Consider the following 24,760-nt stretch of genomic DNA (forward strand, 5'->3'; position numbering starts at 1 on the left):
AATGAAGGGCGCCGGGGCAACCACGATCATGGCCATGATCTTCCTGGCCCTGATCGTGCTCACCTTCGTGATCCAGATGGGTACGCAGTACACCCAGTATCTGACGGTGCGCTCGATCATGCAGGACGTGGCGGAGCAGCCGGGCGCGGCGGACAAGAGCGAAGACGAACTGTGGAGCGAGGTCCGCCGGCGCTTTCAGCTGAACACGGTGCCGGACGAGATCGAGGAAGAGCACTTCTCGGTCGGCGAAGGCGACGAGGGTCCGGCGATGAACATCGACTACGAGATCCGGCGCGGCTTTCTGGGCAACATCGACATCGTTGCACAGTTCTCCTATTCCGCGACCCTGGCGGACTGACGAGATGAGATCGGGACGCGAACGGAAGGATCCAGACGTGCATGGCTGAACGGGATTTTCGAACCTTGCTGCCCGAGGCGGTGCGGGACGGTGAAGGCATGCGCCAGGCGCTGACCCATCGCAGTGCCGGCGGGCGCAACAACGAGCGCCTGGAATTCCTCGGTGACGCGGTACTCGGCCTGGTGGTTGCCGATGCCCTGTACGAGCGGCTGCCGGACTCGCCCGAGGGAGACCTGACCCGGCTGCGGGCCGCGCTGGTGAATCGCGAATCGCTGGCGGCCCTGGCGCGCGAGACCGGTCTGGAAGGCATGCTCAATCTGGGCCAGGGCGAGCGCAAGAGCGGCGGGCAGCGGCGCGACTCCATCCTTGCCGATGCGGTCGAGGCCCTGATCGGACTCACCTATCGCGAGGCGGGCTTCGACGCCGCGCGCGACTTCACGCTCGCGCTCTATGCCGAGCGTCTGGAAAACCTCCCCGCAGCGGAGACCCTGAAGGACCCGAAGACCCGGCTGCAGGAGAAACTGCAGGGTCGCAACGCGGAGCTTCCGGTCTACGAGGTGCTGGAGGTCTCCGGACCCGACCATCAGCGCCATTTCACCGTGGCCGTGCATCTGCCCACCCAGGGCTGGGGACAGCACGGACGCGGCTCCAGCCGCCGCCGGGCCGAACAGGCCGCGGCCGAAGCGGCCCTCCACCGGCTCCAGCAGACCCAGGAACAATGAATACACCCGAGAACGAGGCACGTGACGGCACGCGTTGCGGGCTGGTCGCGCTGATCGGCCGTCCGAACGTCGGCAAGACCACCCTGATGAACCGCCTGGTGGGCGAAAAGCTGGCGGCCACCACGCGCCGGCCGCACACCACGCGCAACCGCATCCTCGGCATCGTCACCGAGGGTGACGACCAGATCGTGCTGATGGACACCCCGGGGATCGACCAGGAACGGACCAAACTGGTGAACCAGGTGCTCAACCGCACGGCCAGCCAGGCGCTGGCAGATGCCGACCTGATCTGCTTCCTGACCGAAGCGGGCCGCTTCGGCGAGGGCGACGAGCGCATCGAGGAGGCGGTACGTCAGTCCGGGCGGCCGGCCCTGCTGGTGATCAACAAGGTCGACCGGCAGAAGAACAAGGAAGAGCTGCTGCCGTTCATCGAACAGCGCATGGCCGCGTTTCCCTATGCCGGGGTGGTGCCCATCGGCGCGCGCCGTGGAACCAACGTGCCGGGGCTGATCGAGGAGATCCGCAACCGCCTGCCCGAGGGCCCGTTCCTGTACGACCCGGACCAGCTCTCCGACCGCCCGGAGCGTTTTCGCGCCGAGGAGATGATCCGCGAGGCGATGCTGGAACAGCTGGGCGAGGAGGTGCCCTACTCGGTCGCCGTGCGCGTCGAGAACTGGGAAGACGCCCCGCACACCGCGCATATCGACGCGGTGATCCTGGTCGAGCGCGACAGCCAGAAGGGCATCGTCATCGGCAAGGGCGGGCGCCGGCTCAAGCAGATCGGTCAGGCCTCGCGCCACCAGCTCGAATCGCTGCTGGAGCGCAAGGTGATGCTCAACCTCACCGTGCGCGTCGAGGCGGACTGGTCGCGCAGCCCGCGGGCGCTGCGCGAGCTCGGGATCGAGGAACCGCGGTAGCCACCGGATTCCGTACATGAGCAGCGCCGCCAGCGAGGTCACCCCGGGCGTGGTCCTGCATGCGCGCCCGCTGCGCGAGAACAGCCGCGTGGTGGAGCTGGTCACCGAGCGGGCGGGGCGCGTTGCCGCGGTGGCGCGCGGGCGCGCCGGCAGCGTGCGCCCGTTCGTCCTGCTGGATCTCGCCTGGCGCGGGCGCGGGGAACTGCCCTCGCTCAGCGTGGCCGAGGAACGCCGGGTATACCCGCTGACCGGTCGCCGGCTGGTCTGCGGCCTGTATCTGAATGAACTGGTGCTGCGCCTGTTCCCGCGCGACGCCCCGCTGGAGGACACCCTGCAGACCCTGACCGGGGCCTACACCGAGCTTGCCGGCGAGCGGCCCGCGGACCGCATTCTGCGCCGCGCCGAGTGGCAGCTGCTGGGGGGGCTGGATTCCGGTCTCGCGTTCATCGACCCGGATGATCTCGAGCCGGAAGCCTGGTATCGCTACGAACCGGAACACGGCCTGCACGACGTGCCTGCCCGCACCGCCGGCGCCGTGCCCGGCGCCGCGCTGCAGGCACTGGCCAGCGGCCGGGACGTCCCGGATAATCTCGCCCGGGCCAGCCGCGACTTCATGCGCGCGCTGATCGACGCCCATCTCGACGGCCGGCCGCTGCAAACCCGCGGTCTGCTCTGAACAGGAAACCGATACCATGACCGACGCCGCATCCGTTCCCGCGCTCAAGCTGGGGGTCAACCTCGACCACATCGCGACCATCCGCCAGGCGCGGCACACGCCGTACCCGGACCTGATGCAGGCGGTGCGCCTGGCCGAGGCCAGCGGGGCCGACTCCATTACCCTGCATCTGCGCGAGGACCGCCGGCACATCCAGGACGACGACGTGTTCGGCATCAAGCCGCGCCTGACCGTGCCCATGAACCTGGAGATGGCCGCCACCGACGGGATGCAGACGATCGCCCTGGACCTGCGGCCGGAATACTGCTGCATCGTCCCCGAGCGCCGCGAGGAACTGACCACCGAGGGCGGACTGGATGCCGTCGGCCAGCGCGAACGGCTGACCGCCTTCGTCGGCCCGCTGCGCGAGGCCGGCATCGCCGTGTCGCTGTTCGTCGAGCCCGACGTGCGGCAGCTGGAGGCCGCGGTTGCCATTGGCGCCCCGGTGGTGGAACTGCACACCGGGGCCTATGCCAACGCCACCGATGCCGACGAACGCGAGCGGCTGCTGACGCAGATCAACGAGGCGGCCGAGGCCGGGCGGCAGATGGGGCTGATGATCAACGCCGGCCACGGCCTGGACTACGACAACGTGCGCGCGATCGCCGCCAACCCGGTGTTCAACGAACTCAACATCGGCCACTCGATCGTGGCCCGCGCGCTGTTCACCGGGCTGCCGGAGGCGGTCAGCCACATGCGTGGCCTGATGGACGCCGCGCGCGAGGGCGCGCCGGTCGGCCAGTACCCGGTGTGACCCGGGCGAGGGCTTCGGCGTGATCCTCGGGATCGGCACCGACCTGGTGCAGGTGGCGCGCATGCAGGCGCTGTGGACGCGCCACGGCGAACGTTTCGCCGACCGCATCCTGCATCCGGTGGAACGCGCCGATCTCCCCGCGCAGGACCCGGCCGGCTTCCTCGCGCGGCGCTTCGCCGCCAAGGAGGCCCTGTCCAAGGCGCTGGGCTGCGGCGTCGGCGCCGGCATGGCCCTGGTCGACGCCGGCGTCACCCACGATGCCCGCGGCCGCCCGGAATTCGTGCTGGAAGGCCGCGCCCGCGCCACCGCCGAACGCCTCGGCGCCGGCCCCGTCCACCTCAGCATCTCCGACGAACGCGACTACGCCCAGGCCTTCGTCATCATCGAACGCGCCTGAGGCTGCCCGGCGTTGCACGCTCCTGCGTGGAGCCGGATACTCGAGGCATGATTCTCGAGATGAGCGACAGTCCGCTGGCGACACTCCTGCGCACCCGACTTGCGGAGCAGGACGCGGTGATGGCGGCCTATCTGTTTGGCAGCCATGCGCGAGGAGAGGCCTGTCCCGACAGCGAAATCGACCTCGCGGTCCTCACGCCGGAGCCGATGTCCCGCTCGCTGCTCGATCCACTGGCGCGCCTGGAAATGGATCTGTCGGACACGCTGGGCCGGCGGGTCGATCTGGTCGACCTGCATTCCGCTCCCCCGGATCTCGTGCACCGGATCCTGCGCGACGGCCATCTGCTGCTGGACCGCGACCCGGACCGCCGCGCCGCGTTCGAGGTGGCGGCGCGCAACGCCTATTTCGACGTCTTCCCCTATCTGCAGGAATACCGCCGCGGAGCACGGAGCCATTAGCCGAAGTCGCGGGAGCGGGTGACCTGCCCGGTCGGGTCATCGGCGCTCGCCCGGCATGCGTCCGGCCCGCATGCCGCGGTGTGTAGTCAGGTCGGCGACGCAGCCTCTCTCCCCCCGGCACTTCCCCTTCCGCCCCACAAGCACATGACTTCCCGCGGGGCTTGTATCAATGCTCGGTGTAATCCTTATTGAATTACTCAGGAATTCTCTTATCGTCGGAACCGAAGACAGAGGGCGGAGGCGACCGCCTGATTCAGGCGACGACGGGATGTAACGCCAATCCCGGTCGGCGTCTCGGGAGCCGCGGGCTGCAACCGGATCCTGCTCTGCCCTCGCGTTAGTTCAACCGCACAACCGAGGCAAGGCTTATGTCGACCCAGCCGAAGGACATCGAGCAACTCGTCAAGGGCGAGTACAAGTGGGGCTTCTCCACCGATATCGAGCAGGACATCCTGCCCCCGGGATTGAACGAAGACGTCATTCGGGCGATCTCGCGCAAGAAGCAGGAACCCGAGTTCATGCTCGAATGGCGGCTTGCGGCCTACCGCGACTGGCTCCAGATGCGCGAACCGACCTGGGCGCATGTGCATTATCCGAAGATCGATTTCCAGGCGATTTCCTATTTCGCGGCGCCGAAGTCGAAGGACGATGCACCGCAGAGTCTGGACGAGGTCGACCCCAAGCTGCTGGAAACCTACGAGAAGCTTGGCATCCCGCTGGACGAACGGGCGCGCCTGGCCGGCGTTGCGGTGGATGCGGTGTTCGACAGCGTGTCGGTGACCACCACGTTCAAGGAAAAACTGGCGGATGCCGGCGTGATCTTCTGTTCCTTCTCCGAGGCGCTGCAGGAATACCCGGAACTGGTCGAGCGTTACCTCGGCTCCGTGGTGCCGCGCAATGACAACTATTTCGCCGCCCTGAACTCGGCGGTGTTCTCCGACGGCTCGTTCGTATACGTGCCGAAGGGCGTGCGCTGCCCGATGGAGCTGTCGACCTATTTCCGCATCAATGCGATGGACACGGGCCAGTTCGAGCGCACCCTCATCATCGCCGAGGAGGGTTCGCACGTGAGCTACCTCGAGGGCTGCACGGCGCCCCAGCGTGACGAGAACCAGCTGCACGCCGCAGTGGTCGAGCTGGTCGCCGAGGCGGATGCGGAGATCAAGTACTCCACCGTGCAGAACTGGTTCCCGGGCGACGAAGAAGGCAAGGGCGGCATCTACAACTTCGTCACCAAGCGCGGCGAGTGCCGCGGTGACAACAGCAAGATCGCCTGGACCCAGGTCGAGGCGGGGTCCGCCATCACCTGGAAGTATCCGAGCTGCGTGCTCAAGGGCGACAACTCGGTCGGCGAGTTCTACTCGGTGGCCGTGGGCAACAATTTCCAGCAGATCGACAGCGGCACGAAGATGATCCACGTGGGGCGCAATACCCGCAGCACGATCATTTCCAAGGGCATTTCCGCCGGCCGCGCCAACAACGCCTACCGCGGCCTGGTCCGCATGACCCCCGGGGCCGAGAACGCCCGCAACTACACCCAGTGCGACTCCTTGCTGCTCGGGGAGACCTGCGGCGCGCACACCTATCCGTACATCGAGGCCAAAAACCCGAGCTCGAACATCGAACACGAGGCGACGACCTCCACGGTCAGCGACGATCAGATCTTCTACCTCAAGCAGCGCGGTCTGTCCGAGGAGGACGCCGTCAACATGATCGTGAACGGTTTCTGCAAGGAGGTCTTCGGCGAGCTGCCCATGGAATTCGCCACCGAGGCCGAGGCCCTGCTGAGCGTTTCTCTGGAAGGGGCGGTCGGCTAGCCGCTGTCCCGGCAGCTGGTTTGCACAAGGGTCCGACACAAGCGTCCGACAAGAGGGGTCCGATATGAACAAGCAAGAACTGTTAAGCGCATTCGAGATGATGCCGGACTGGGATGACCGCTTCCGCATGATCGAGGATCTGGGACGCCAGATGCCGACCCTGCCGGAGGAGGCGCTCACGGAGGAGAACCGCGTCAAGGACTGCAACACGCAGGCGTGGCTGATCGCCCATCTGGACGACCAGGAGCCCCCGCGGCTGGTGCTGGAGGCGGACGCGGAGACGTCCATGGTGCGGGGCCTGATGGCCCTGATGCTGCTGCCGTTCCGGGACAAGACGCCGGAGGAAGTCCTGAACACCGACCCGTATGAACTGCTGGGCGAGGTCGGCATGGACGAAGCCCTCAGCCCGACCCGGCGCGCCGGCATGGAGGCGCTCATGCTCCGGGTCAAGGAGCTGGCCCTCGAGCATGCCCGGACGAATGCCTAGGGAAACACTGATCCATGTACACGCTCGCGCTCGAGTCGCTTTTGCGTGCGAACAAGGCGCGGTGACCGCCGTGCAGTCATTCTGCACAAGGGAGCCGCAACGCCGTGCGCGCGCAAAAGCGGCCGAGCCCCTGCATTCAATAACTTGTGGGGGGTTGTCACGCCAGGTTCCCCGATCCTGCGTTGCGGCCCTTGCCGGTAGAACCACTACCGGCTGCGCACCGCGCCTTGTCTCGGAAAACCTGGAGTGACAACGCGAGTGTGTACATTGATCCGTGTTTCCCTAGGGCGCGCCAAACCGACACTGAATTTCCAGGTACCCGGAGGACAACGCACATGCTGAAGATCAACGACCTGCATGCATCGATTGACGACAAGGAGATCCTCAGGGGGATCGATCTCGAGGTAAAACCGGGCGAGGTCCACGCCATCATGGGACCCAACGGCTCCGGCAAGAGCACCCTGTGCCAGGTGCTGGGCGGCCGCGACGGTTATGAAGCCACGTCGGGGTCGGTCACCTATCAGGATCAGGACCTGCTGGCGATGGAACCCGAGATCCGCGCCCGCGAAGGGATGCTGCTGGGCTTCCAGTACCCGGTGGAGATCCCCGGCGTCAAGAACATCTATCTGCTCAAGGAAGCCTACAACGCCCAGCGCAAGCACCGCGGCGAACCCGAGGCGGACACCTTCCAGTTCCTGACCCTGGTGCGGGAAAAGATGCAGATGATGCAGATGGACGAGAGCTTCCTGCATCGCGCGATCAATTCCGGATTCTCCGGGGGCGAGAAGAAACGCAACGAGATCCTCCAGATGCTGGTGCTGGAGCCGCACCTGGCCCTGCTGGACGAGACCGACTCCGGGCTGGACATCGACGCCCTGAAGATCGTGGCGGAAGGGGTGAACCACCTGCGTTCGGCGGACCGGGCGATCGTGCTGGTGACCCATTACCAGCGCCTGCTGAGCCACATCGAGCCGGACTACGTCCATGTGCTGTCCGGCGGCCGGATCATCAAGTCCGGTGACAAGACGCTGGCCCAGGAGCTCGAGCGCGAAGGCTACCAGGGGATCATCAAGGAGGCCGCATGAGCGCGAACGCACTGGATACTCATTACATCGGGCAGCTCGAGCAGCTGCAGGGAACGTTGAGTGCGGACCTGCCGCCGTGGCTCGCGCAACGACGGCGGGCGGCGGCCGAGCGGTTTGCGGAGTCCGGCTTCCCCGACCCGCGTGCCGAGGAATGGAAATACACCAACGTTCGGCCGATCGCCAACAAGCCGTTCTCGGTTGCCAGCGAATGCGGGCTGCTTGACGCCGCGACGCTCGAGGGGCATGCCTTCGGCGAGCTCGAGCCCTGGCGCCTGGTGTTCGAGAACGGGTTCCTGCGCGACGACCTGTCGCGACTCGACGGACTGGCTCCGGGTGTCCGCATCGACGGCCTGAACACGGCGATCCGGGAGGGGGCAGCCATCCCGAAGCAGTGCCTGGACGGGCTTGCCCATGACCAGTACTCGTCGTTTGCGACGCTGAATACCGCGTTCCTGACCGACGGGGCCGTGATCCACCTGGAGCCTGGTGTGGTGCTGGAGCGCCCGATCCACCTGGTGTTCTACGGAACCCCGTCCAGTGAGAATGTCTGGTGCCACCCCCGGGTTCTCGTCGTTGGCGAATCCGGTTGTGAGGCCACCATCATCGAGCACTACGTGGACGGAGAGGGGGCGCGCAGTTTCACCAATACGGTTACCGAGATCGAGGCCCATGCCGGGGCTCACCTGCACCACTATCTGGTGCAGGAGCATGCGGATACCGCCTATCACGTCGGCAATGTCTTCGTCCGCCAGCGGCGCGACAGTGTGGTGACCTCGCACAACGTGAATCTGGGCGGGCGCCTGGTGCGGCACGACCTGAACGTGGACCTGGTGGAGCCCGGCGCCGAGACCCATCTCAACGGCCTGTTCCTGGTTGGTGACCGGCAGCATGTGGATACCCACACGCGGGTCCACCACGCGGTCCCGCATACCACCAGCCGCGAGCAGTATCGGGGTATCGCGCAGGGCCGGGGCCGCGGGGTATTCAAGGGGCGTGTCCTGATCCGTGAAGGGGCCCAGAAGACTGCCGCGGAGCAGCACAGCGCCAATCTCCTGCTGTCGCCCAACGCGGAGATCGACGCCAAGCCGGAGCTGGAGATCTACGCGGACGACGTGAAGGCCGCGCACGGGGCCACCGTCGGCCAGCTCGATCCCGATGCGCTGTATTACCTCGCCAGTCGTGGCATCGGGCCGGAGATCGCCCGGGGCATGCTGGTCTACGCCTTTGCCGAAGAGGTGCTGGAGCCGATGAAACTGGATCCGGTCCGGGCGGTGGTGGAGAACCGGCTCGCGCAGCGTCTCCCGGAGGCCGTGCCCGCCACTCTTGCACAAGCGTGATGACACCCGAACATTCGGAGGAATGACGATGGCGTCTCAGGAAATCGTGAAACTGGAGCGGGACACGCTGGCGGTTGCAGTGCCATCGGGCCAGAAGGTGATGATCGGAGAAGGCAGCCAGGTGGCCCTGATGCAGGCGCTCGGCGGCTCCTTCACCGTGACCGCGCAGGGGCGGATGTTTCGCATCAGTGGTGAAGACGCGGATGCACTGGGCAAAACGCCGCCACCGCCGCCGCAACTGCCCGAAAACGCCTCGGACGAAGATGTCGAGCAGCTGGTGTGGGAGCAGATGAGGACCTGCTACGACCCGGAGATCCCCATCAACATCGTGGAACTGGGGCTGATCTACTCCTGCACGGTGGAGAAAGAGGAGGACGGCTCGCGCTCCGTGTGGGTCGAGATGACGCTGACCGCACCCGGCTGCGGGATGGGAGACACGCTGGCCAACGATGTATGGCAGCGGATCATGGAGGTTCCCACCGTCGAGCAGGCGGGGGTCGAGATGGTGTTTGATCCACCGTGGGATGCCTCGCGGATGAGCGAGGCGGCGCGCCTCGAAACGGGGATGTTCTGATGGAAGACTGGGTCGATGTAGCCGCGGTGGACGACATCCCCCCGGGCGAGCGCCGGGTGGTGGAGGTCGATGATGTCCCGATCGCGGTCTTCAACCTGGAGGGGTCCTTCTACGCCATCGAGGACCTGTGCTCGCACGAGGAATATCCGATCGCCGAGGGGGAGTTGCGTGATGACCGACTGGTGTGTCCGCACCACGGTGCCGAGTTCTGTCTGCGCGACGGCAGTGCACTCACCGCCCCGGCGGTGGAGCCACTTACCTGTTTCCCGGTGCGCGTCCGCGACGGGCGCGTCGAGGTCCGTGACGACCGCTGGGATTGACCCGTTTCACGCCAGAGAGGTGTAGCCATGAATTCGAACATCGCCGACGCGACCGCCGAGACCGCCCGCATTCCGGAGAGCGACCGGATTCGCGCGACCGACGATGCGGTCCGGCACATCCTCGCGCAGATGGAGAGTGACCCCGAGGCCATCGGATTTCGTGTGGAAGTGAAACGCACCGGGTGCTCCGGGTGGATGTATTCGGTGGACCTGGTCCGCGAGCCGCGACCCGATGATCTGGTGTTCCGCGTGGATGAACGCCTCGACGTCCATGTCGATCCGAAGAGCTTCGAATTCATCCGCGGAACGGAGATCGATTTCCAGGCGGAGGGGCTGACCCGGCAAATCGTCTTCCACAACCCGAACGTCACCGCCGAATGCGGCTGCGGCGAGAGCTTCTCCGTGGATACCGCCGCTTCCTGATCTGGCCGTTAGCCGAAGTCGCGGGAGCGGGTGACCAGCTCGCCCAGCCAGGTGCTGCGGTCGGTGAGGCGGCGGGCGACCAGGTGGCCGACGCCGTCGGCCCATTGCCATTCGCCGTCGATCTCCAGCAGCTGGCCGCGCAGGACCTCGGGGCGGAAGCGTTCCACGCGGTCGGGCCAGACGATCACGTTCAGCGTGCCGTGTTCGTCCTCCAGGGTCAGGAATACGGTGCCGTTGGCCGAGCCCGGGCGCTGGCGGGTGATCACCAGACCCGCGTAGCGCGCCGGGCCGGGGCGCCGGCGCGCGGAAAGCGTCGCGGAGTCCGGCAGGCGCCGGCGTTCGAGCTGCGGGCGCAGCAGGGCCAGCGGGTGCGGCCCCAGCGTGAGGCCGGTGGTGGCGTAGTCCTGGACCAGGTCGTCCACCGCGTCGGGCACCGGCAGCAGGGGCGTGCGGGCGTCGTCCCCGGCCTGCCCCGGCTCGCGCGGCTCGCGTGGCTCGTGCGGGGCGTCGGCGGGCTCGGCGTGTTGCGGCAGGCCCTCGAACAGCGGCAGCGGGGCCTCCACCGCATCGGCGGCCCAGCGCGCCTGGTGGCGGTTGCCGGCCAGCCCGGCCAGGGCCCCGGCGCGTGCCAGCCGGCCGGCCTCGGCGCGGCTCAGCCGGGCGCGTGCGACCAGCTCGGGCACGTCGCTGAACGGGCCCTCGGCGCGGGCCGCGTGGATGCGTCCGGCGACCTCCCGACGCAGGCCCTGGACGCGGTTGAAGCCCAGGCGCAGGGCCAGCGGGGCATCCGGCACGTCCGGCGCGTCCGGCGTATCCGGTGAGTCACCGGCGGCCTCCAGGCTGCATTCCGGCTGGCTGTGGTTCACGTCCACCGGGCGCACCTCCACGCCGTGACGGCGGGCATCGGCCACGATCTGCGCCGGGCCGTAGAAGCCCATCGGCTGGCTGTTGAGCAGCGCGCAGGCGAAGATCGCCGGCTCGAAGCACTTCAGCCAGGCCGAGACCCAGGTGATCAGCGCGAAGCTGGCGGAGTGCGATTCGGGGAAGCCGTATTCGCCGAAGCCGAGGATCTGGCGATACAGCCGCTCGGCGAACTCGGCGGAATAGCCGCGCTCGCGCATCCCCTCCAGCAGCCGCTCGCGCCAGCGCCCGAGATCCCCGCGGCGGCGCCAGGCGCCGATGGAGCGGCGCAGCCCGTCGGCCTCGCCGGCGGAGAACCCGGCCGCCACCATCGCCAGCTCGATCACCTGTTCCTGGAAGATGGGCACGCCCAGGGTGCGCCCCAGCACCCGCTCGATCTCCGCATTGGGGAAGCGCACCCGCTCGGGGTGCGCCCGGCGCTTGAGGTAGGGATGCACCATCTCGCCCTGGATCGGGCCGGGACGCACGATGGCGATCTCGATCACCAGGTCGTAGAAGTTCTTCGGCTTCAGCCGCGGCAGCATGCTCATCTGCGCGCGCGACTCGATCTGGAACACCCCCAGGCTGTCGGCCTTCTGCAGCATCGCGTAGACCGCCGGGTCCTCGGCCGGGATGTCGGCCAGGCCCCAGTCGCGGCCGCGGTGCCGGTGCATCAGCTCCAGCGCGCGGCGCACGCAGGAGAGCATCCCCAGCGACAGAACGTCGATCTTCAGCAGGCCGGCGGCGTCGAGGTCGTCCTTGTCCCACTGGATCACGCTGCGTTCGGGCATCGCCGCGTTCTCGATCGGCACCAGCTCGTCGAGCCGCCCGGCGGCGATCACGAAGCCCCCGGTGTGCTGCGACAGATGCCGCGGGAAGCCGACCAGCTCGGCGGTCAGGGCCTGCCACTGGCGGGCCAGGGCGCCGTCGGGTTCCAGGCCGACCTCGCGCAGGCGTTCGGCCGGGATGCCCTCGTCCCACCAGGCGAGGTTGGCCGTCAGCGCGTCCAGTCGCGCGCGCGAGAGCCCCAGCGCCCGGCCCACGTCGCGCAGGGCGCTGCGGCGGCGGTAGCGGATCACGGTGCAGGCCAGTGCCGCGCGGTCGCGGCCGTAGCGCCGGTAGATGTACTGGATCACCTCCTCGCGGCGCTCGTGCTCGAAGTCGACGTCGATATCCGGTGGCTCGCCGCGCTCGGCGGAGATGAAGCGCTCGAACAGCATGCTCGAGCGCGACGGATCCACCGCGGTGATGCCCAGCGCGTAGCACACCGCCGAGTTGGCCGCCGAACCCCGCCCCTGGCACAGGATCCCGCGGCTGCGCGCGAAGCGCACGATGTCGTACACGGTGAGGAAGTAGGGTTCGTAGCCCAGCTCGGCGATGATGCCCAGCTCGCGCTCGATCTGCGCCTGCACCGCCTCCGGGATGCCGTCGGGCCAGCGCTTGCGGGCCCCGCGCAGGCTCTCCTCGCGCAGGTACTCGGTGGCGGTGCGCCCGGGCGGCAGCGGGTCGGTGGGGTAGTGGTATTCGAGTTCGTCCAGGGAGAAGCGGCAGTCGGTCGCGATGGCGACCGCATGATGCAGCCAGGCGGCGGGATACAGCGTGGCCAGATCCGCGCGCGGGCGCAGGCCGCGTTCGCCGTTGGGGAACAGCCGGTCGGCCGCCTGCGCCACGGTACAGCGGTGGCGCAGCGCGGTCAGCACGTCCTGCAGCGCGCGCCGTCCGCGCGCATGCATGTGCACGTCGCCGCAGGCCGTCACCGGCAGGTCGTGTGCCTGCGCGAGCTGCCGTGCCCGGGCGATCTGCGCCGGATCCCCGGGCGTACGCAGCAGTGCCACCGCCAGATGCCCCTGCCCGGGCGCGGCCCATGCCCGCAGCCAGGCCGCTGCGTCGTCGGGATCGGCCGTGTCGGAGTCCGGCCACAGATGCAGCAGCACGTGCCAGCCGGCGCGCTCCGCTTCCGGGACCGCCTCCAGATCCGCCCGGGTCAGGTGGTGCTCGCCCTTGTCCGCGGCCCCGCGCGCGGTGGTGATCAGGCGGCACAGGGCGGCATAGCCCGTGCGGTCGCGCACCAGCACGGTCAGTTCGGGGCCGTCGGCCAGCTGCAGGCGGGCGCCCGCGATCAGGTGCACGCCGGTGCGCTGCGCCGCCTCGTGCGCGCGCACCAGGCCCGCCAGCGAGGCGATGTCGGTCAGCGCCAGCGCGCGATAGCCCAGCGCCGCCGCGCGCTCCACCAGCTCCTCCGGGTGCGAGGCCCCGCGCAGGAACGAGAAGTTGCTCAGCGCCGTCAGCTCGGCAAAGGCCGGGGCGGTGTCGGCTTCGGGTGCGCGTTCGTCCATATACTGTATATTTGTACAGTATCACGGGCGAAGCAAGCCGCCCCCCGGAATCCGGGGGACGGCGAGGGCTGTCAGGGGGCTTCGGGGTGGCGGGGGATCAGCGCCCCAGGCCGGTGAGGCGCGCGGGCTCCAGGATCTCGATCCAGTAGCCGTCGAGGTCCTTCACGAAGGCGATATCCTTCAGCCCGCCCTCGTCGGGGCGCTTCACGAACTCCACATCGTTCTGGTCGAACCAGCGCACCGCGGCGTCCAGGTCGGGCACCGAGAAGCAGATGTGGCCGAAGCCCTGCGGTTCGGCATTGCCGTCGTGGTAGTGGAAGTCCGGATCCTTCTCGGTGCCGTAGTTGTAGGTCAGCTCGAGGATGCCGCGCTGGCTGAACATCCAGCGGGTGCGTTCGCCCTCGTCCTGCGGCGGGGCGGGTTCGTCGTCGTCCTGACACGCGAGGAAATACAGCGTGAACTCGAATTCCGGGAAGTCCAGGGTCTTCACCAGCTCCATGCCGAACACGCGGCGGTAGAAATCCAGCGACGCGTCGGGGTCCTTCACGCGCAGCATGGTGTGGTTGAAGCGGAAGCCTGCGGTGGGGTTGTCGCTCATGTGCGGATCCTTTGTTCGGCCGAATGGGATGGGTCGGGAGAATGGAACACGCCCCCGGCGTCTCCCGCAACTGCCCGGCCGGTGCGTGCTGTCCTATACTGCGCGGATCGCAAGGGAAGAATACGGAGATCGGGGTGAACTCACGACTGGCAATGCGGGCCCTGGCCCTTCTGGCCCTGGTGCTGACGGCCAGCGGCTGCGCGATGCTCTCGCCCTCGCCGCCGCAGGATCAGAGCAACATCTGCGAGATCTTCCGCGAGGAACCGCGCTGGTACGACTACGCCCTGGACTCCCGGGAGCAATGGGGCACGCCCATTGCCACGCAGATGGCGATCATCCAGCAGGAGTCCTCGTTCCGCAGCCACGTGCGCCCGCCGCGCGAGCGCCTGCTGGGGATCATCCCGTGGCGCCGGCCGTCCTCGGCCTATGGCTATGCCCAGGCCCAGGACCCCGTCTGGGGCGAATACCGCGAGGACGCCGGCAGCCGCTTCGCCCGGCGCACGCACATGAAGCACGCGACCGACTTCATCGGCTGGTACAACGAGCGCACCCGGCGCATGACCGGGGTTTCCCTGCATAACCCGGAGCACCTGTATCTCGCCTACCACGAGGGGCAGGGCGGCTATAACCGCGGCAGCTATCGCGGCAAGCTCGGGGTGCAGCGCGCCGCGCGTCAGGTGCGTGACCGCGCCAGTCGCTATGCGAGCCAGCTGGAGAGCTGCGAGTCCGAGTTCCGCTGCCGACGGTTCTGGCAGGTGGGGCCGTTTTGTCGCCAGTGACGGTCTGCCCGGGGTCTACCACTCCGGGTCCAGCGGATGCAGGTCCGGGTCGAGCGTCCAGGGGCCCGGCGGCGGCACGGTCCGGTCGGCGACCAGGGGGCGGATCCGGCGGAGGAACGTGTCGCGCGGGAGTTCGATCGCGCCCAGGTTCACCAGGTGTTCGGTGGCCATCTGGGTGTCGATCAGCGGCCAGTCCCGGGCCACCATGTGGCGGCACAGCCAGGCGAGGGCAATCTTCGAGGCGTCGCGCTCGAGGCTGAACATGGACTCGCCGCAGAACAGCCGGCCCGCGGCCACCCCGTAGAGCCCGCCGATCAGCCGCGGGCCGTCCCACACCTCCACCGAATGCGCATGGCCCACGCGATGCAGCGCGGTATAGGCCTCCTGCATGCTCTGGGTGATCCAGGTGCCGGCGGAGCGGGCGCGCGGGCCGGCACAGCCGGCGATCACGCGCTCGAAGGCGCGGTCGAAGGTGACGGTGTAGCCGGCGTTGCGCAGGGTCTTGCGCAGCGAGCGGCGGATGCGGAAGGCGCGTGGTTCCAGCACCGCCCGCGGGTCGGGGCTCCACCACAGGATCGGCTGGCCGGCCTCGAACCAGGGGAAGATCCCGCTGCGGTAGGCGTTGACCAGGCGCGGCACCGAGAGATCGCCGCCGGCGGCGAGCAGGCCGTTGGGCTCGTCCAGCGCGGTCTCCGCCGGCGGGAACGGCGCCTCCGGGTGATCCGGATCCAGCCAGGGGAGGGTGATGGGGCTGCGGGGGCTCATGCGGCGCCTGATCGGTCGGTGCCGGATCGGCCAGCGCCGGATCGGCCAGAGGGCTGGCCTCCTACCGGGGTAGGTCGGGCGGTGCCGGATCGGCCAGAGGGCTGGCCTCCTACGGCGGTGGGAGGCCGGCCCTCCGGCCGATTGTGCGTCCGGACAATCTCCTGCGCCGGATCGGCCAGAGGCTGGCCTCCTACGGGATTAATCGCGGGGTTAATCGGGGGCATGGCCGGATTCTCCCTGGCGATAGGGTGAATGCTCGTGCAGGCGCTCGCAGTGGCTGCGCATCAGGTCCGCCTCGCGTTCGCAGAAATCGCGCACCGGCCCGTCGAAGCCCGGGGTCAGGACCGCGTGGACCGACCAGGTGGGCGTGGGCAGGAAGCCGCGCGGGATCTTGTGCTCGCCCTGGGCGCCGGGCTCGAAGCGCGTGAGCCCTTCGCGGATGCAGAACTCGATGCCCTGGTAGTAGCAGGTCTCGAAATGCAGGGCGTCCAGCTCCTCGGTGGCGCCCCAGAAGCGCCCGTACAGGGTGTCGTGGCTGCGGTAGCACAGCGCGGCGGCGATGGTCTCGCCGTCGCCATCCTCACCATCGCCATTCTCCGGGCGGCGGGCCTCGAACAGCACCACCTGATCGCCCAGTGCGGCGGCCGTCTCCACGAAGAACGCCTCGGTGAGCGTGGGGATGCCCATGTGCTTCTCGAAGGTGTCCACGTAGAAGCGATGGAAGCGCGCCCAGTCCTCCGGCGAGCCGGTGGCTCCGGTGACGGTACGGAAGGTGATGCCGGCTTCCGCCACGCGCCGGCGTTCGCGCTTGATGTTCTTGCGTTTTTTCGACGACAGCGCGGCGAGAAACGCCTCGAAATCCGCGTAGCCGCCGTCTGCGGCGTTGGTCCAGTGGTACTGGCAGCCCATGCGCTCGGGCAGCCCCAGCGGGGCCAGCGCCTCGCGGTCGGCGGACTCGGGGAACAGCACGTGGACCCCGGAGGCCTCCAGCTCGCGCCCGCGCGAGACCAGCGCGCGCAGCAGCTGGCGGCGCAGGCGGTCCGGGTCGGGGGCCTCGGGGTGCACCAGCAGACGGGGACCGGTGGCCGGGGTGTAGGGCACCGCGACCACCAGCTTGGGGTAATACTGCAGGCCCTGGCGCTGCCAGGCCCCTTCCCAGGCGAAGTCGAAGACGAACTCGCCGTAGTTGTTGGTCTTGGCGTAGGCGGGGGCGGCAGCCACCAGCGCGTCGTCGTGGAAGATCAGCACGTGCTGGGGGAACCAGCCATAGGCCCGCCCCAGGCACTCGTGGCGCTCCAGCCCCTCGAGGAAGGCATGGCGCAGAAACGGCTCGCGCCCGCCGGTGAGGGCATCCCACGCGGCGGGGTCGAGCTCGCCCAGACCGTCGCGCAGCTCGATGCGCTCGTCCACCCCGGCGGGCGGACCGTCTTCACCGGTCGCCGCACGGGCTTCCGCGCCCGAGGTACCGGGATCGTCGGACGAGTGCTCCTCGCTCACCGCCGTGTCCGCGTCACAGCTGTTCGTCGAGGTATTTCTCCGCGTCCAGGGCGGCCATGCAGCCGGTGCCCGCGGAGGTCACGGCCTGGCGGTAGATGTGGTCCATCACGTCGCCCGCGGCGAACACGCCCGGCACGCTGGTGGCGGTGGCGCCGCCGTTTTGGCCGCCCTTCACCTTGATGTAGCCGTTCTCCATGTCCAGCTGGCCCTGGAAGATGTCGGTGTTGGGCTTGTGGCCGATGGCGATGAACACGCCCATCACGTCGATATCCTTGGTCTCGCCGCTTTGCGCGTGCTTCAGGCGCGCGCCGGTCACGCCGGTCTGGTCGCCCAGGATCTCGTCGAGGTTGTGGTTCCACTCGATGTTCACGTTGCCGTTCTTTTCCTTCTCGAACAGCTTGTCCTGCAGGATCTTCTCCGCGCGCAGCGAATCGCGCCGGTGGACCAGGGTTACCTCGGAGGCGATGTTGGACAGGTACAGCGCCTCTTCCACGGCGGTGTTGCCGCCGCCGATCACCGCCACCTTCTGGTTGCGGTAGAAGAAGCCGTCGCAGGTCGCGCAGGCGGACACGCCCTTGCCGGCGAAGGTCGTCTCCGACTCCAGCCCCAGGTACTGCGCCGAGGCGCCGGTGGAGATGATCAGCGCATCCGCGGTGTAGGTAGCCTGGTCCCCGGTCAGGCGGAACGGACGCTGGTTCAGGTCCACGGTGTGCACGTGATCGTTGATCACCGTGGTGTCGAAGCGCTCGGCGTGCTTCTTCATGCGCTCCATCAGCTCGGGGCCCTGGACGCCCTGGTCGTCGCCCGGCCAGTTGTCCACGTCGGTGGTGGTCATCAGCTGGCCGCCCTGTTCCAGACCGGTGACGACGACCGGGTTGAGGTTGGCGCGGGCGGCGTACACCGCGGCGGTCCAGCCGGCCGGGCCGGAGCCCAGGATCAGCAGCGGGCAATGGCGCTCGTTCCCGCCGGACTTGCTGGCGGCTTCGTCGCTCTCGGAGGAAACCTGCACCGCCCCGGTGGCGGCCATGATGCCCGCGGGCTGCTTCTCGTCACTCATTTTGCTCGCTCCATGAAATCGGTCGTATGGGCGGGATTATTGGGGCGCGGGGCAGGCTTGTCCAACACCCGTTGCGATAAGCGAATTTCATGAACCCGTTCCGCCCCGATCGTGACCCCGGGCCATCACTACATGGGGCCGCCGGTGGACAACCGCGGCCCTCGCGCCAGCCGCGGCAGGACGCCGAATCCCCTAAGTTGTCCACAGGTTGTTCCCCGCTTGTTATTTCGCCGAGTACTATATGTAGTGGCTGGCAAGAGCTCGATCCCCGATCTATAGTATTCCACGTCATCGCCGGGCGATGACCCCAGATTTTTCCAGATGACCGTTTCGCGCGAGGCCTGCCCCCATGTACAGCGACACCCAGACTGCCGAATCCGCACAGGACACGACCTATCCGCCGCAGTCCGAGCCCTCGGCGGAAGTGATGGCCACCAGCCCCGGCCAGCATCAGGTGATCCGCCGCAACGGCAAGGTCACCAGCTTTGACCCGGCCAAGATCGAGGTCGCCATCACCAAGGCCTTCCTCGCGGTGGAAGGCGGCAACGCCGCGGCCAGCCGGCGCATCCACGACATCGTCAAGGAGCTGTCCGCGCAGGTGAGCGACAACCTGTTCCGCCGCGCCGGCACCCAGGGCACCACCGTCCACATCGAGGATATCCAGGACCAGGTGGAACTGGCGCTGATGCGCGGCGGCCATCACAAGGTGGCCCGCGCCTACGTGCTGTACCGCGAGCAGCAGGCGCAGAAGCGCGCCGCCGAGGCCGCCGAGCAGGGCCCGGCGGAGGAGGCCGAGGCGCCGGTGGTCCACGTGACCCGCGCCGACGGCACCCGCTCGCCGCTGGACGAGCAGCGCCTCAAGGCGGTGGTCGACGAGGCCTGCGACGGCATCGACCAGGTGGAAGGCGAGCGCATCCTCAAGGAAGCACGCCGCAACCTGTTCGACGGCGTGCACGAGAAGGACGTGGGCACCGCGCTGGTGATGGCCGCGCGCGTAATGATCGAGCAGGAGCCCAACTACTCCGAGGTCACCGCCCGCCTGCTGCTGGACAACCTGCGGCGCGAGGCCCTGAGTTTTGTCTCCGGCCGCCGCGAGGAGGCCACCCAGGCCCAGCTCGCCGAGCGCTATCCGGAGTACTTCGGCGCCTACATCCGCCGCGCCGCCGAGCTCGAGCTGGTGGACGACGAGCTGACCCGCTACGACCTCGACAAGCTGGGCGCCGCGCTCAAGCCCGAGCGCGACCTGCAGTTCACCTATCTCGGCCTGCAGACCCTGTATGACCGCTACTTCATCCACAGCGACGAGGTGCGCTTCGAACTGCCGCAGGCGTTCTTCATGCGCGTGGCCATGGGTCTGGCGATCAACGAGATCGATCGCGAGGCGCGCGCCATCGAGTTCTACGAGCTGCTGTCCAGCTTCGACTTCATGAGCTCCACGCCGACGCTGTTCAACTCCGGCACCCTGCGCCCGCAGCTCTCCAGCTGCTACCTGACCAGCGTGCCGGACGACCTCGACGGCATCTACAGCGCCGTCCGCGACAACGCGCTGCTGTCCAAGTTTGCCGGCGGGCTGGGCAACGACTGGACCCGCGTGCGCGGCATGGGCGCCCATATCAAGGGCACCAACGGCAAGTCCCAGGGCGTGGTCCCGTTCCTCAAGGTGGCCAACGACACCGCCGTGGCCGTGAACCAGGGCGGCAAGCGCAAGGGCGCGGTGTGCGCCTACCTCGAGACCTGGCACATCGATGTCGAGGAGTTCATCGAGCTGCGCAAGAACACCGGCGACGACCGCCGCCGCACCCACGACATGAACAGCGCCAACTGGATCCCGGACCTGTTCATGAAGCGCGTGGCCGAGGAGGGCCAGTGGACCCTGTTCTCGCCCAACGAGACCCCCGACCTGCACGACCTGGTGGGCGAGGAGTTCGAGAAGCGCTACTGCGAGTACGAAGAGAAGGCCGCGCGCGGCGAGATCAAGGTGTACAAGACCCTCAACGCGGTCGACCTGTGGCGCAAGATGCTCGGCATGCTGTTCGAGACCGGCCATCCGTGGATGACCTTCAAGGACCCGTGCAACCTGCGCAGCCCGCAGCAGCACGCCGGCGTGGTCCACAGCTCCAACCTGTGCACCGAGATCACCCTGAACACCTCGGACGACGAGATCGCGGTGTGCAACCTGGGCTCGGTCAACCTGGCCGCGCACGTGGACGAGAACGGCCAGTTCGATCACGCCAAGCTCGAGAAGACCGTGAACACGGCCATGCGCATGCTCGACAACGTGATCGACTACAACTACTACTCCGTGCCCCAGGCGCGGCGCTCCAACCTGCGCCATCGCCCGGTGGGCCTGGGCGTGATGGGCTTCCAGGACGCCCTGTACCTGCAGCGCATCCCGTACGCCTCGGAAGAAGCCGTGGAGTTCGCCGACACGTCCATGGAGGCCATCTCCTGGTACTCCATCAAGGCCTCCACCGACCTGGCCGAGGAACGCGGCCGCTACGAGAGCTTCCCCGGCAGCCTGTGGAGCCAGGGCATCCTGCCGATCGACTCGATCGACAAGCTGGCCGAGTCGCGCGGTGACTACCTGCAGATGGACCGCACCCAGCGCATGGACTGGGAGAGCCTGCGCGAGCGCGTGAAGACCATGGGCATGCGCAACTCCAACACCATGGCCATCGCGCCCACCGCGACCATCTCCAACATCTGCGGGGTCAGCCAGTCGATCGAGCCGACCTACCAGAACCTGTTCGTCAAATCGAACCTGTCGGGCGAGTTCACCGTCATCAACCCCTACCTGGTCCACGACCTGAAGGACCGCGGCCTGTGGGACGAGGTGATGGTCAACGACCTCAAGTACTACGACGGCTCGCTGCAGCCCCTGGACCGCGTGCCCGAGGACCTCAAGGCGCTGTACGCCACCGCCTTCGAGCTGGATACCCGCTGGCTGGTCGAGGCCGCCTCGCGCCGGCAGAAGTGGATCGACCAGGCGCAGAGCCTGAACCTGTACATGGCCGAGCCCTCCGGGCCCAAGCTGGACGCCCTGTACAAGCTGGCCTGGGTGCGCGGTCTCAAGACCACCTACTACCTGCGCTCCATGGGTGCGACCCACGTGGAGAAGAGCACCGTCGCCGACTCCTCGCGCGCCAACAAGCTCAACGCCGTGACCGGCGGCCCCGGCGACAGCACCGCGGGCTCCGACTCCGCGGCCGCCTGCTCCGTACTCGACCCCGACTGCGAGGCCTGCCAGTAAGGCAGGCCCCCGACCTCAACCGAACACCGAACACGTAACACCGAATCGACAAGGAGAACGCACATGCTGTCCTGGGACGATCCGATCGCCGCGATCAAAGGCGAAAACCAGCAGGAACCCAAGGTCCGTCCGGGCATGGGCTTCCAGGAAAACGAAGACCTGATGACCACCGCCGGCGCCGCCCCCAGCGTCTCGCCCGAGCCCGAGAACGCCGGCGGCCCCGCGCCCGACTACGATGAAGAAGCCCTGACCGGCACCGGCCTCGAGGACATCGAGCGCGGCGCCGAGCGCATCCGCGTGGACGACAAGAAGATCATCAACTGCAACGCCGACCTCAACCAGCTGGTGCCCTTCAAGTACCAGTGGGCGTGGCAGAAGTACCTGGACGGCTGCGCCAACCACTGGATGCCGCAGGAAATCAACATGAACGCGGACATCGCCCTGTGGAAGGACCCGAATGGGCTCACCGAGGACGAGCGCACCATCGTCAAGCGCAACCTCGGCTTCTTCTCCACCGCCGACTCGCTGGTGGCCAACAACCTGGTGCTGGCCGTGTACCGCCACATCACCAACCCCGAGTGCCGCCAGTACCTGCTGCGCCAGGCCTTCGAGGAAGCGCTGCACACCCACGCCTACCAGTACTGCGTGGAAAGCCTGGGCCTGGATGAAGGCGAGATCTTCAACATGTACCGCGAGGTCCCCTCGGTGGCCACCAAGGCGGAGTGGGCCCTGCCGTTCACCAAGCACCTGGCCGACCCCAACTTCCGCACCGGCACCCCCGACGCGGACCAGAAGCTGCTGCGCGAACTGATCGCCTTCTACGTGATCTTCGAGGGCATCTTCTTCTACGTCGGCTTCGTGCAGATCCTCTCCATGGGCCGGCGCAACAAGATGACCGGCGTCGCCGAGCAGTTCCAGTACATCCTGCGCGACGAATCCATGCACATGAACTTCGGCATCGACGTGATCAACCAGATCAAGGTCGAGAACCCGCACCTGTGGACCGAAGACTTCAAGAACGAAATGCGCAACATGATCGCCGACGCGGTGGAACTGGAAGCCCAGTACGCCCGCGACACCATGCCCCGCGGCGTGCTCGGCATGAACGCCCCCATGTTCGAGGAGTACCTGCACTTCATCGCCAACCGCCGCTGCGCCCAGATCGGCCTGGCCGAGCTGTACCCCGGCGCCGACAACCCGTTCCCCTGGATGAGCGAAGTGCTCGACCTGAAGAAGGAGAAGAACTTCTTCGAGACCCGGGTAACGGAATACCAGACCGGGGGCGCGCTGAGCTGGGACTGACCCGGCGAGGCCGAGACCCAACGAAGCGGAGCCAGGGAGATGGCCACGCAGCAACAGAAGAGGGCGCCGCAGGATGGCGCCCTTTTTTGTGGAACGTTACGCCAGGTCCAGCGGGCTGCGCACCGCCAGACCGCCCCGGTTCAGCACGTGCGTGTAAATCTGGGTCGTAGCCACATCGTTGTGGCCCAGCAATTCCTGCACCGTGCGGATGTCGTAACCGCCCTCAAGCAGATGTGTGGCAAAACTGTGGCGCAAGGTGTGGCAGCTCGCCTTCTTTGCGATATCCGCCCGCCGGGCCGCAGACGTCACCGCCTTTTGCACAGCCGTCTCGTGCAGGTGATGCCGGCGCGTTGCACCGCTTCGCGGGTCCACGGAAAGCCGTCCGCTCGGAAACACGAACTGCCAGCGCCACTCCCGTGCTGCCGCGGGGTACTTGCGGGCCAGGGCGTCCGGAAGCAGGGCCTCCCCAAAGCCGGCATCCAGGTCTCGTTGATGCAGTACCCGGACCTCCTCGAGATGTGTGGCAAGCCGACCGGCCAGCGATTGCGGCAATGGGACGATGCGATCCTTGTCGCCCTTGCCTCGCCGCACCACGATCAGCCCCTGATCGAACTCCACATCCTGGACGCGCAGACGAAGCGCCTCCATCAGCCGCATGCCCGAACCGTAGAGCAGGGAGGCGATGAGCCAGTGCATGCCGTCGAGCTCCGCCAGAAGACGGTTGACCTCGTCGCGCGAAAGAACCACCGGCAACCGTTTTGGCCGACGAGATCGCTTGAACGCTCCAAGATCGCCCAAGGGTTTCTCCAGCACCTTCTCGTAAAGGAACACCAGCGCATTGAGCGCCTGGTTCTGGGTGCTGGCCGCGACATTCCGTTCCACTACCAAATGTTCCAGAAACGCGGCCACTTCCGCACCGCCAAGCTCGTCCGGGGAACGCTCCTCGAAATGCCAAAGAAAGCGACAGGCCCAGCCGAGATAGGCCTTCTCTGTGCGGAAAGCCATACCCCGTGTACGAATGGCCGAGGCCAGCCGTGCAAAGAGACCAAGATGCTTGTGAATGAGCGGAGTAAAGCGCGTCTCGCCAACCCGTTGTGCGTAATCTTCCGGCGTAACCGGCGCAAGCTCACGTGCCGTGGTGGCATGTTGCGCGTCGAGCGTGCGCGTCGAATCCCGCCAGAACTCCCAGTCCGGCGGTGCCGCCCATTCTGGCTTCACGATGTTATACAGAATCCGTATAGCATCGACGGTCTGTCGGAACTGCCAGCCCTGCACCGACGCTTTCTGCCCCTCGCTGGTCAGATACTGAGCGATCTCCTCCGCCCCGAGTTCCGCCAGGCGACGACCGGGATACGCCGCGATAAACCGTTCCGCCCGGACCACGTACCAGCGTACCGCCTTTGGCGTAACCCCTTGAGAAATTGCCATATTCCGGTATCGCTCCCAGAAACGGCGTTCCCTTTCGGCACGACTTCCTGTCGCCATCAGCCGATCTCCTTGTTTATCCATGATTCGTTCATGGGTATGCTGCAGGAACAGCGGCTGCCAGAGCAAGGGGCGGCGCTGCGAGAATCAGGTGCTATACAGATTCTGTATATCACCAATATGACAGATTCTGTCTAATTGTCGGGTCCCGGCTGATTGTATACACGTTTACGAAATAAATCGGGGCGTTCCTGTTGCCAGGCCTTGAGTGTCTCAACCGGCGTTCGGTGCCCCAGCGCCTTCTGCCCGATCTGATGGTTGTACAGGCGCTGGTAGTCCTGGAGGGTGTCCTTCAGATGCTCTCCCGAGCCGAAGCGCCGGGTCCGCAGCAAGTCGGCGATGCGGCCGTTGAAGCGCTCCACCATTCCGTTGGTCTGCGGCCGTTTCGGCCGGATCAGACGATGCTCGATCCCGTGGTCGGCGCACA

General features: G+C 67.3%; 24 protein-coding genes. 17 read left to right on the top strand and 7 right to left on the bottom strand.

The genetic code is table 11. The features are described 5' to 3' along the window. Position 1: 1 nt before the first annotated feature. From F790_RS0106995 to F790_RS0107060, 14 genes are all read left to right on the top strand, one after another. Positions 2 to 358: a DUF4845 domain-containing protein gene (locus F790_RS0106995; RefSeq protein WP_018870150.1), complete on the top strand. Its 357-nt coding sequence runs from the start codon at positions 2 to 4 to the stop codon at positions 356 to 358. Between the two features lie 41 nt (positions 359 to 399). Beyond that, entirely contained in the window at positions 400 to 1,080 is a 681-nt protein-coding gene (rnc, locus tag F790_RS0107000; RefSeq protein ID WP_018870149.1) for a ribonuclease III, read from the top strand. Further along, a complete protein-coding gene (gene era, locus F790_RS0107005) occupies positions 1,077 to 1,997 on the top strand; it encodes a GTPase Era (protein WP_019591206.1) in 921 nt (306 codons plus the stop codon). Before rnc ends, era begins: the two co-directional genes overlap by 4 nt. 16 nt (positions 1,998 to 2,013) lie before the next feature. Next, on the top strand, positions 2,014 to 2,673 hold the full coding sequence (locus F790_RS0107010) for a DNA repair protein RecO (protein WP_019569769.1): 660 nt from the start codon (positions 2,014 to 2,016) through the stop codon (positions 2,671 to 2,673). A 16-nt stretch (positions 2,674 to 2,689) separates the two neighbouring features. Then, positions 2,690 to 3,466 (top strand): pyridoxine 5'-phosphate synthase, encoded by a 777-nt coding sequence (locus F790_RS0107015; RefSeq protein WP_019591207.1) that lies wholly within the window; start codon positions 2,690 to 2,692, stop codon positions 3,464 to 3,466. 19 nt (positions 3,467 to 3,485) lie between these two features. Further along, complete coding sequence (acpS, locus tag F790_RS0107020; protein WP_018870145.1) at positions 3,486 to 3,863, top strand: holo-ACP synthase; 378 nt, start codon at positions 3,486 to 3,488, stop codon at positions 3,861 to 3,863. A gap of 47 nt (positions 3,864 to 3,910) precedes the next feature. Then, the gene (locus tag F790_RS0107025) at positions 3,911 to 4,321 is read left to right on the top strand and encodes a nucleotidyltransferase domain-containing protein (RefSeq protein WP_019591208.1); all 411 of its coding nucleotides are present in this window, start codon (positions 3,911 to 3,913) and stop codon (positions 4,319 to 4,321) included. A gap of 368 nt (positions 4,322 to 4,689) precedes the next feature. Further along, the gene (gene sufB / locus F790_RS0107030) at positions 4,690 to 6,138 is read left to right on the top strand and encodes a Fe-S cluster assembly protein SufB (RefSeq protein ID WP_018870142.1); all 1,449 of its coding nucleotides are present in this window, start codon (positions 4,690 to 4,692) and stop codon (positions 6,136 to 6,138) included. 64 nt (positions 6,139 to 6,202) lie between these two features. Then, positions 6,203 to 6,625, top strand: coding sequence for a SufE family protein (locus F790_RS0107035; protein WP_019589665.1), 423 nt, complete (start codon positions 6,203 to 6,205; stop codon positions 6,623 to 6,625). Between the two features lie 335 nt (positions 6,626 to 6,960). Beyond that, positions 6,961 to 7,710, top strand: coding sequence for a Fe-S cluster assembly ATPase SufC (gene sufC, locus F790_RS0107040; RefSeq protein WP_018870140.1), 750 nt, complete (start codon positions 6,961 to 6,963; stop codon positions 7,708 to 7,710). Next, on the top strand, positions 7,707 to 9,047 hold the full coding sequence (sufD, locus tag F790_RS0107045; protein WP_019591209.1) for a Fe-S cluster assembly protein SufD: 1,341 nt from the start codon (positions 7,707 to 7,709) through the stop codon (positions 9,045 to 9,047). The genes sufC and sufD overlap by 4 nt, the downstream gene beginning before the upstream one ends. Positions 9,048 to 9,075: 28 nt before the next feature. After that, positions 9,076 to 9,621, top strand: a complete 546-nt coding sequence (sufT, locus tag F790_RS0107050) for a putative Fe-S cluster assembly protein SufT (RefSeq protein WP_018870138.1) — start codon at positions 9,076 to 9,078, stop codon at positions 9,619 to 9,621. Next, complete coding sequence (locus F790_RS0107055; protein WP_019021928.1) at positions 9,621 to 9,941, top strand: non-heme iron oxygenase ferredoxin subunit; 321 nt, start codon at positions 9,621 to 9,623, stop codon at positions 9,939 to 9,941. The genes sufT and F790_RS0107055 overlap by 1 nt, the downstream gene beginning before the upstream one ends. A 27-nt stretch (positions 9,942 to 9,968) precedes the next feature. Beyond that, positions 9,969 to 10,364 (top strand): iron-sulfur cluster assembly accessory protein, encoded by a 396-nt coding sequence (locus F790_RS0107060; RefSeq protein WP_019589662.1) that lies wholly within the window; start codon positions 9,969 to 9,971, stop codon positions 10,362 to 10,364. 8 nt (positions 10,365 to 10,372) lie between these two features. Here the strand turns inward: F790_RS0107060 and F790_RS0107065 are convergent, their stop codons facing one another. Beyond that, the gene (locus F790_RS0107065; protein ID WP_019591211.1) at positions 10,373 to 13,600 is read right to left on the bottom strand and encodes an error-prone DNA polymerase; all 3,228 of its coding nucleotides are present in this window, start codon (positions 13,598 to 13,600) and stop codon (positions 10,373 to 10,375) included. Positions 13,601 to 13,697: 97 nt separating this feature from the next. After that, complete coding sequence (gene gloA, locus F790_RS0107070) at positions 13,698 to 14,198, bottom strand: lactoylglutathione lyase (RefSeq protein ID WP_019591212.1); 501 nt, start codon at positions 14,196 to 14,198, stop codon at positions 13,698 to 13,700. Positions 14,199 to 14,350: 152 nt separating this feature from the next. Here gloA and F790_RS0107075 point away from each other — a divergent pair, with 152 nt between their 5' ends. Next, a complete protein-coding gene (locus F790_RS0107075) occupies positions 14,351 to 14,977 on the top strand; it encodes a hypothetical protein (RefSeq protein ID WP_019591213.1) in 627 nt (208 codons plus the stop codon). Between the two features lie 15 nt (positions 14,978 to 14,992). On the opposite strand, the gene aat is transcribed toward F790_RS0107075, so the two are convergent. The 3 genes from aat to trxB form a co-directional block, all read right to left on the bottom strand. Continuing rightward, positions 14,993 to 15,742, bottom strand: a complete 750-nt coding sequence (gene aat, locus F790_RS0107080) for a leucyl/phenylalanyl-tRNA--protein transferase (RefSeq protein WP_018870132.1) — start codon at positions 15,740 to 15,742, stop codon at positions 14,993 to 14,995. Positions 15,743 to 15,952: 210 nt separating this feature from the next. Further along, the gene (locus F790_RS0107085) at positions 15,953 to 17,239 is read right to left on the bottom strand and encodes a GNAT family N-acetyltransferase (protein WP_019591214.1); all 1,287 of its coding nucleotides are present in this window, start codon (positions 17,237 to 17,239) and stop codon (positions 15,953 to 15,955) included. 13 nt (positions 17,240 to 17,252) lie between these two features. Then, entirely contained in the window at positions 17,253 to 18,296 is a 1,044-nt protein-coding gene (gene trxB, locus F790_RS0107090; RefSeq protein ID WP_019591215.1) for a thioredoxin-disulfide reductase, read from the bottom strand. A 349-nt stretch (positions 18,297 to 18,645) separates the two neighbouring features. On the opposite strand from trxB, the gene F790_RS0107095 reads away from it, so the two are divergent. Both F790_RS0107095 and F790_RS0107100 read left to right on the top strand, forming a co-directional pair. Further along, on the top strand, positions 18,646 to 21,546 hold the full coding sequence (locus F790_RS0107095) for a ribonucleoside-diphosphate reductase subunit alpha (protein WP_019591216.1): 2,901 nt from the start codon (positions 18,646 to 18,648) through the stop codon (positions 21,544 to 21,546). A 63-nt stretch (positions 21,547 to 21,609) separates the two neighbouring features. Next, positions 21,610 to 22,848, top strand: coding sequence for a ribonucleotide-diphosphate reductase subunit beta (locus F790_RS0107100; RefSeq protein ID WP_019021936.1), 1,239 nt, complete (start codon positions 21,610 to 21,612; stop codon positions 22,846 to 22,848). A 96-nt stretch (positions 22,849 to 22,944) separates the two neighbouring features. Here the strand turns inward: F790_RS0107100 and F790_RS0107105 are convergent, their stop codons facing one another. Together F790_RS0107105 and F790_RS0107110 are read right to left on the bottom strand one after the other, a co-directional pair. Further along, a complete protein-coding gene (locus F790_RS0107105; RefSeq protein WP_019591217.1) occupies positions 22,945 to 24,231 on the bottom strand; it encodes an integron integrase in 1,287 nt (428 codons plus the stop codon). A 236-nt stretch (positions 24,232 to 24,467) separates the two neighbouring features. Next, positions 24,468 to 24,760, bottom strand: a 293-nt coding sequence (locus tag F790_RS0107110; protein WP_019591218.1) for an integrase core domain-containing protein, incomplete at its 5' end; no start/stop codon positions are given.

Origin of the sequence: Thioalkalivibrio sp. ALE20, assembly GCF_000381405.1 — a bacterium.
Lineage (GTDB): Bacteria > Pseudomonadota > Gammaproteobacteria > Ectothiorhodospirales > Ectothiorhodospiraceae > Thioalkalivibrio.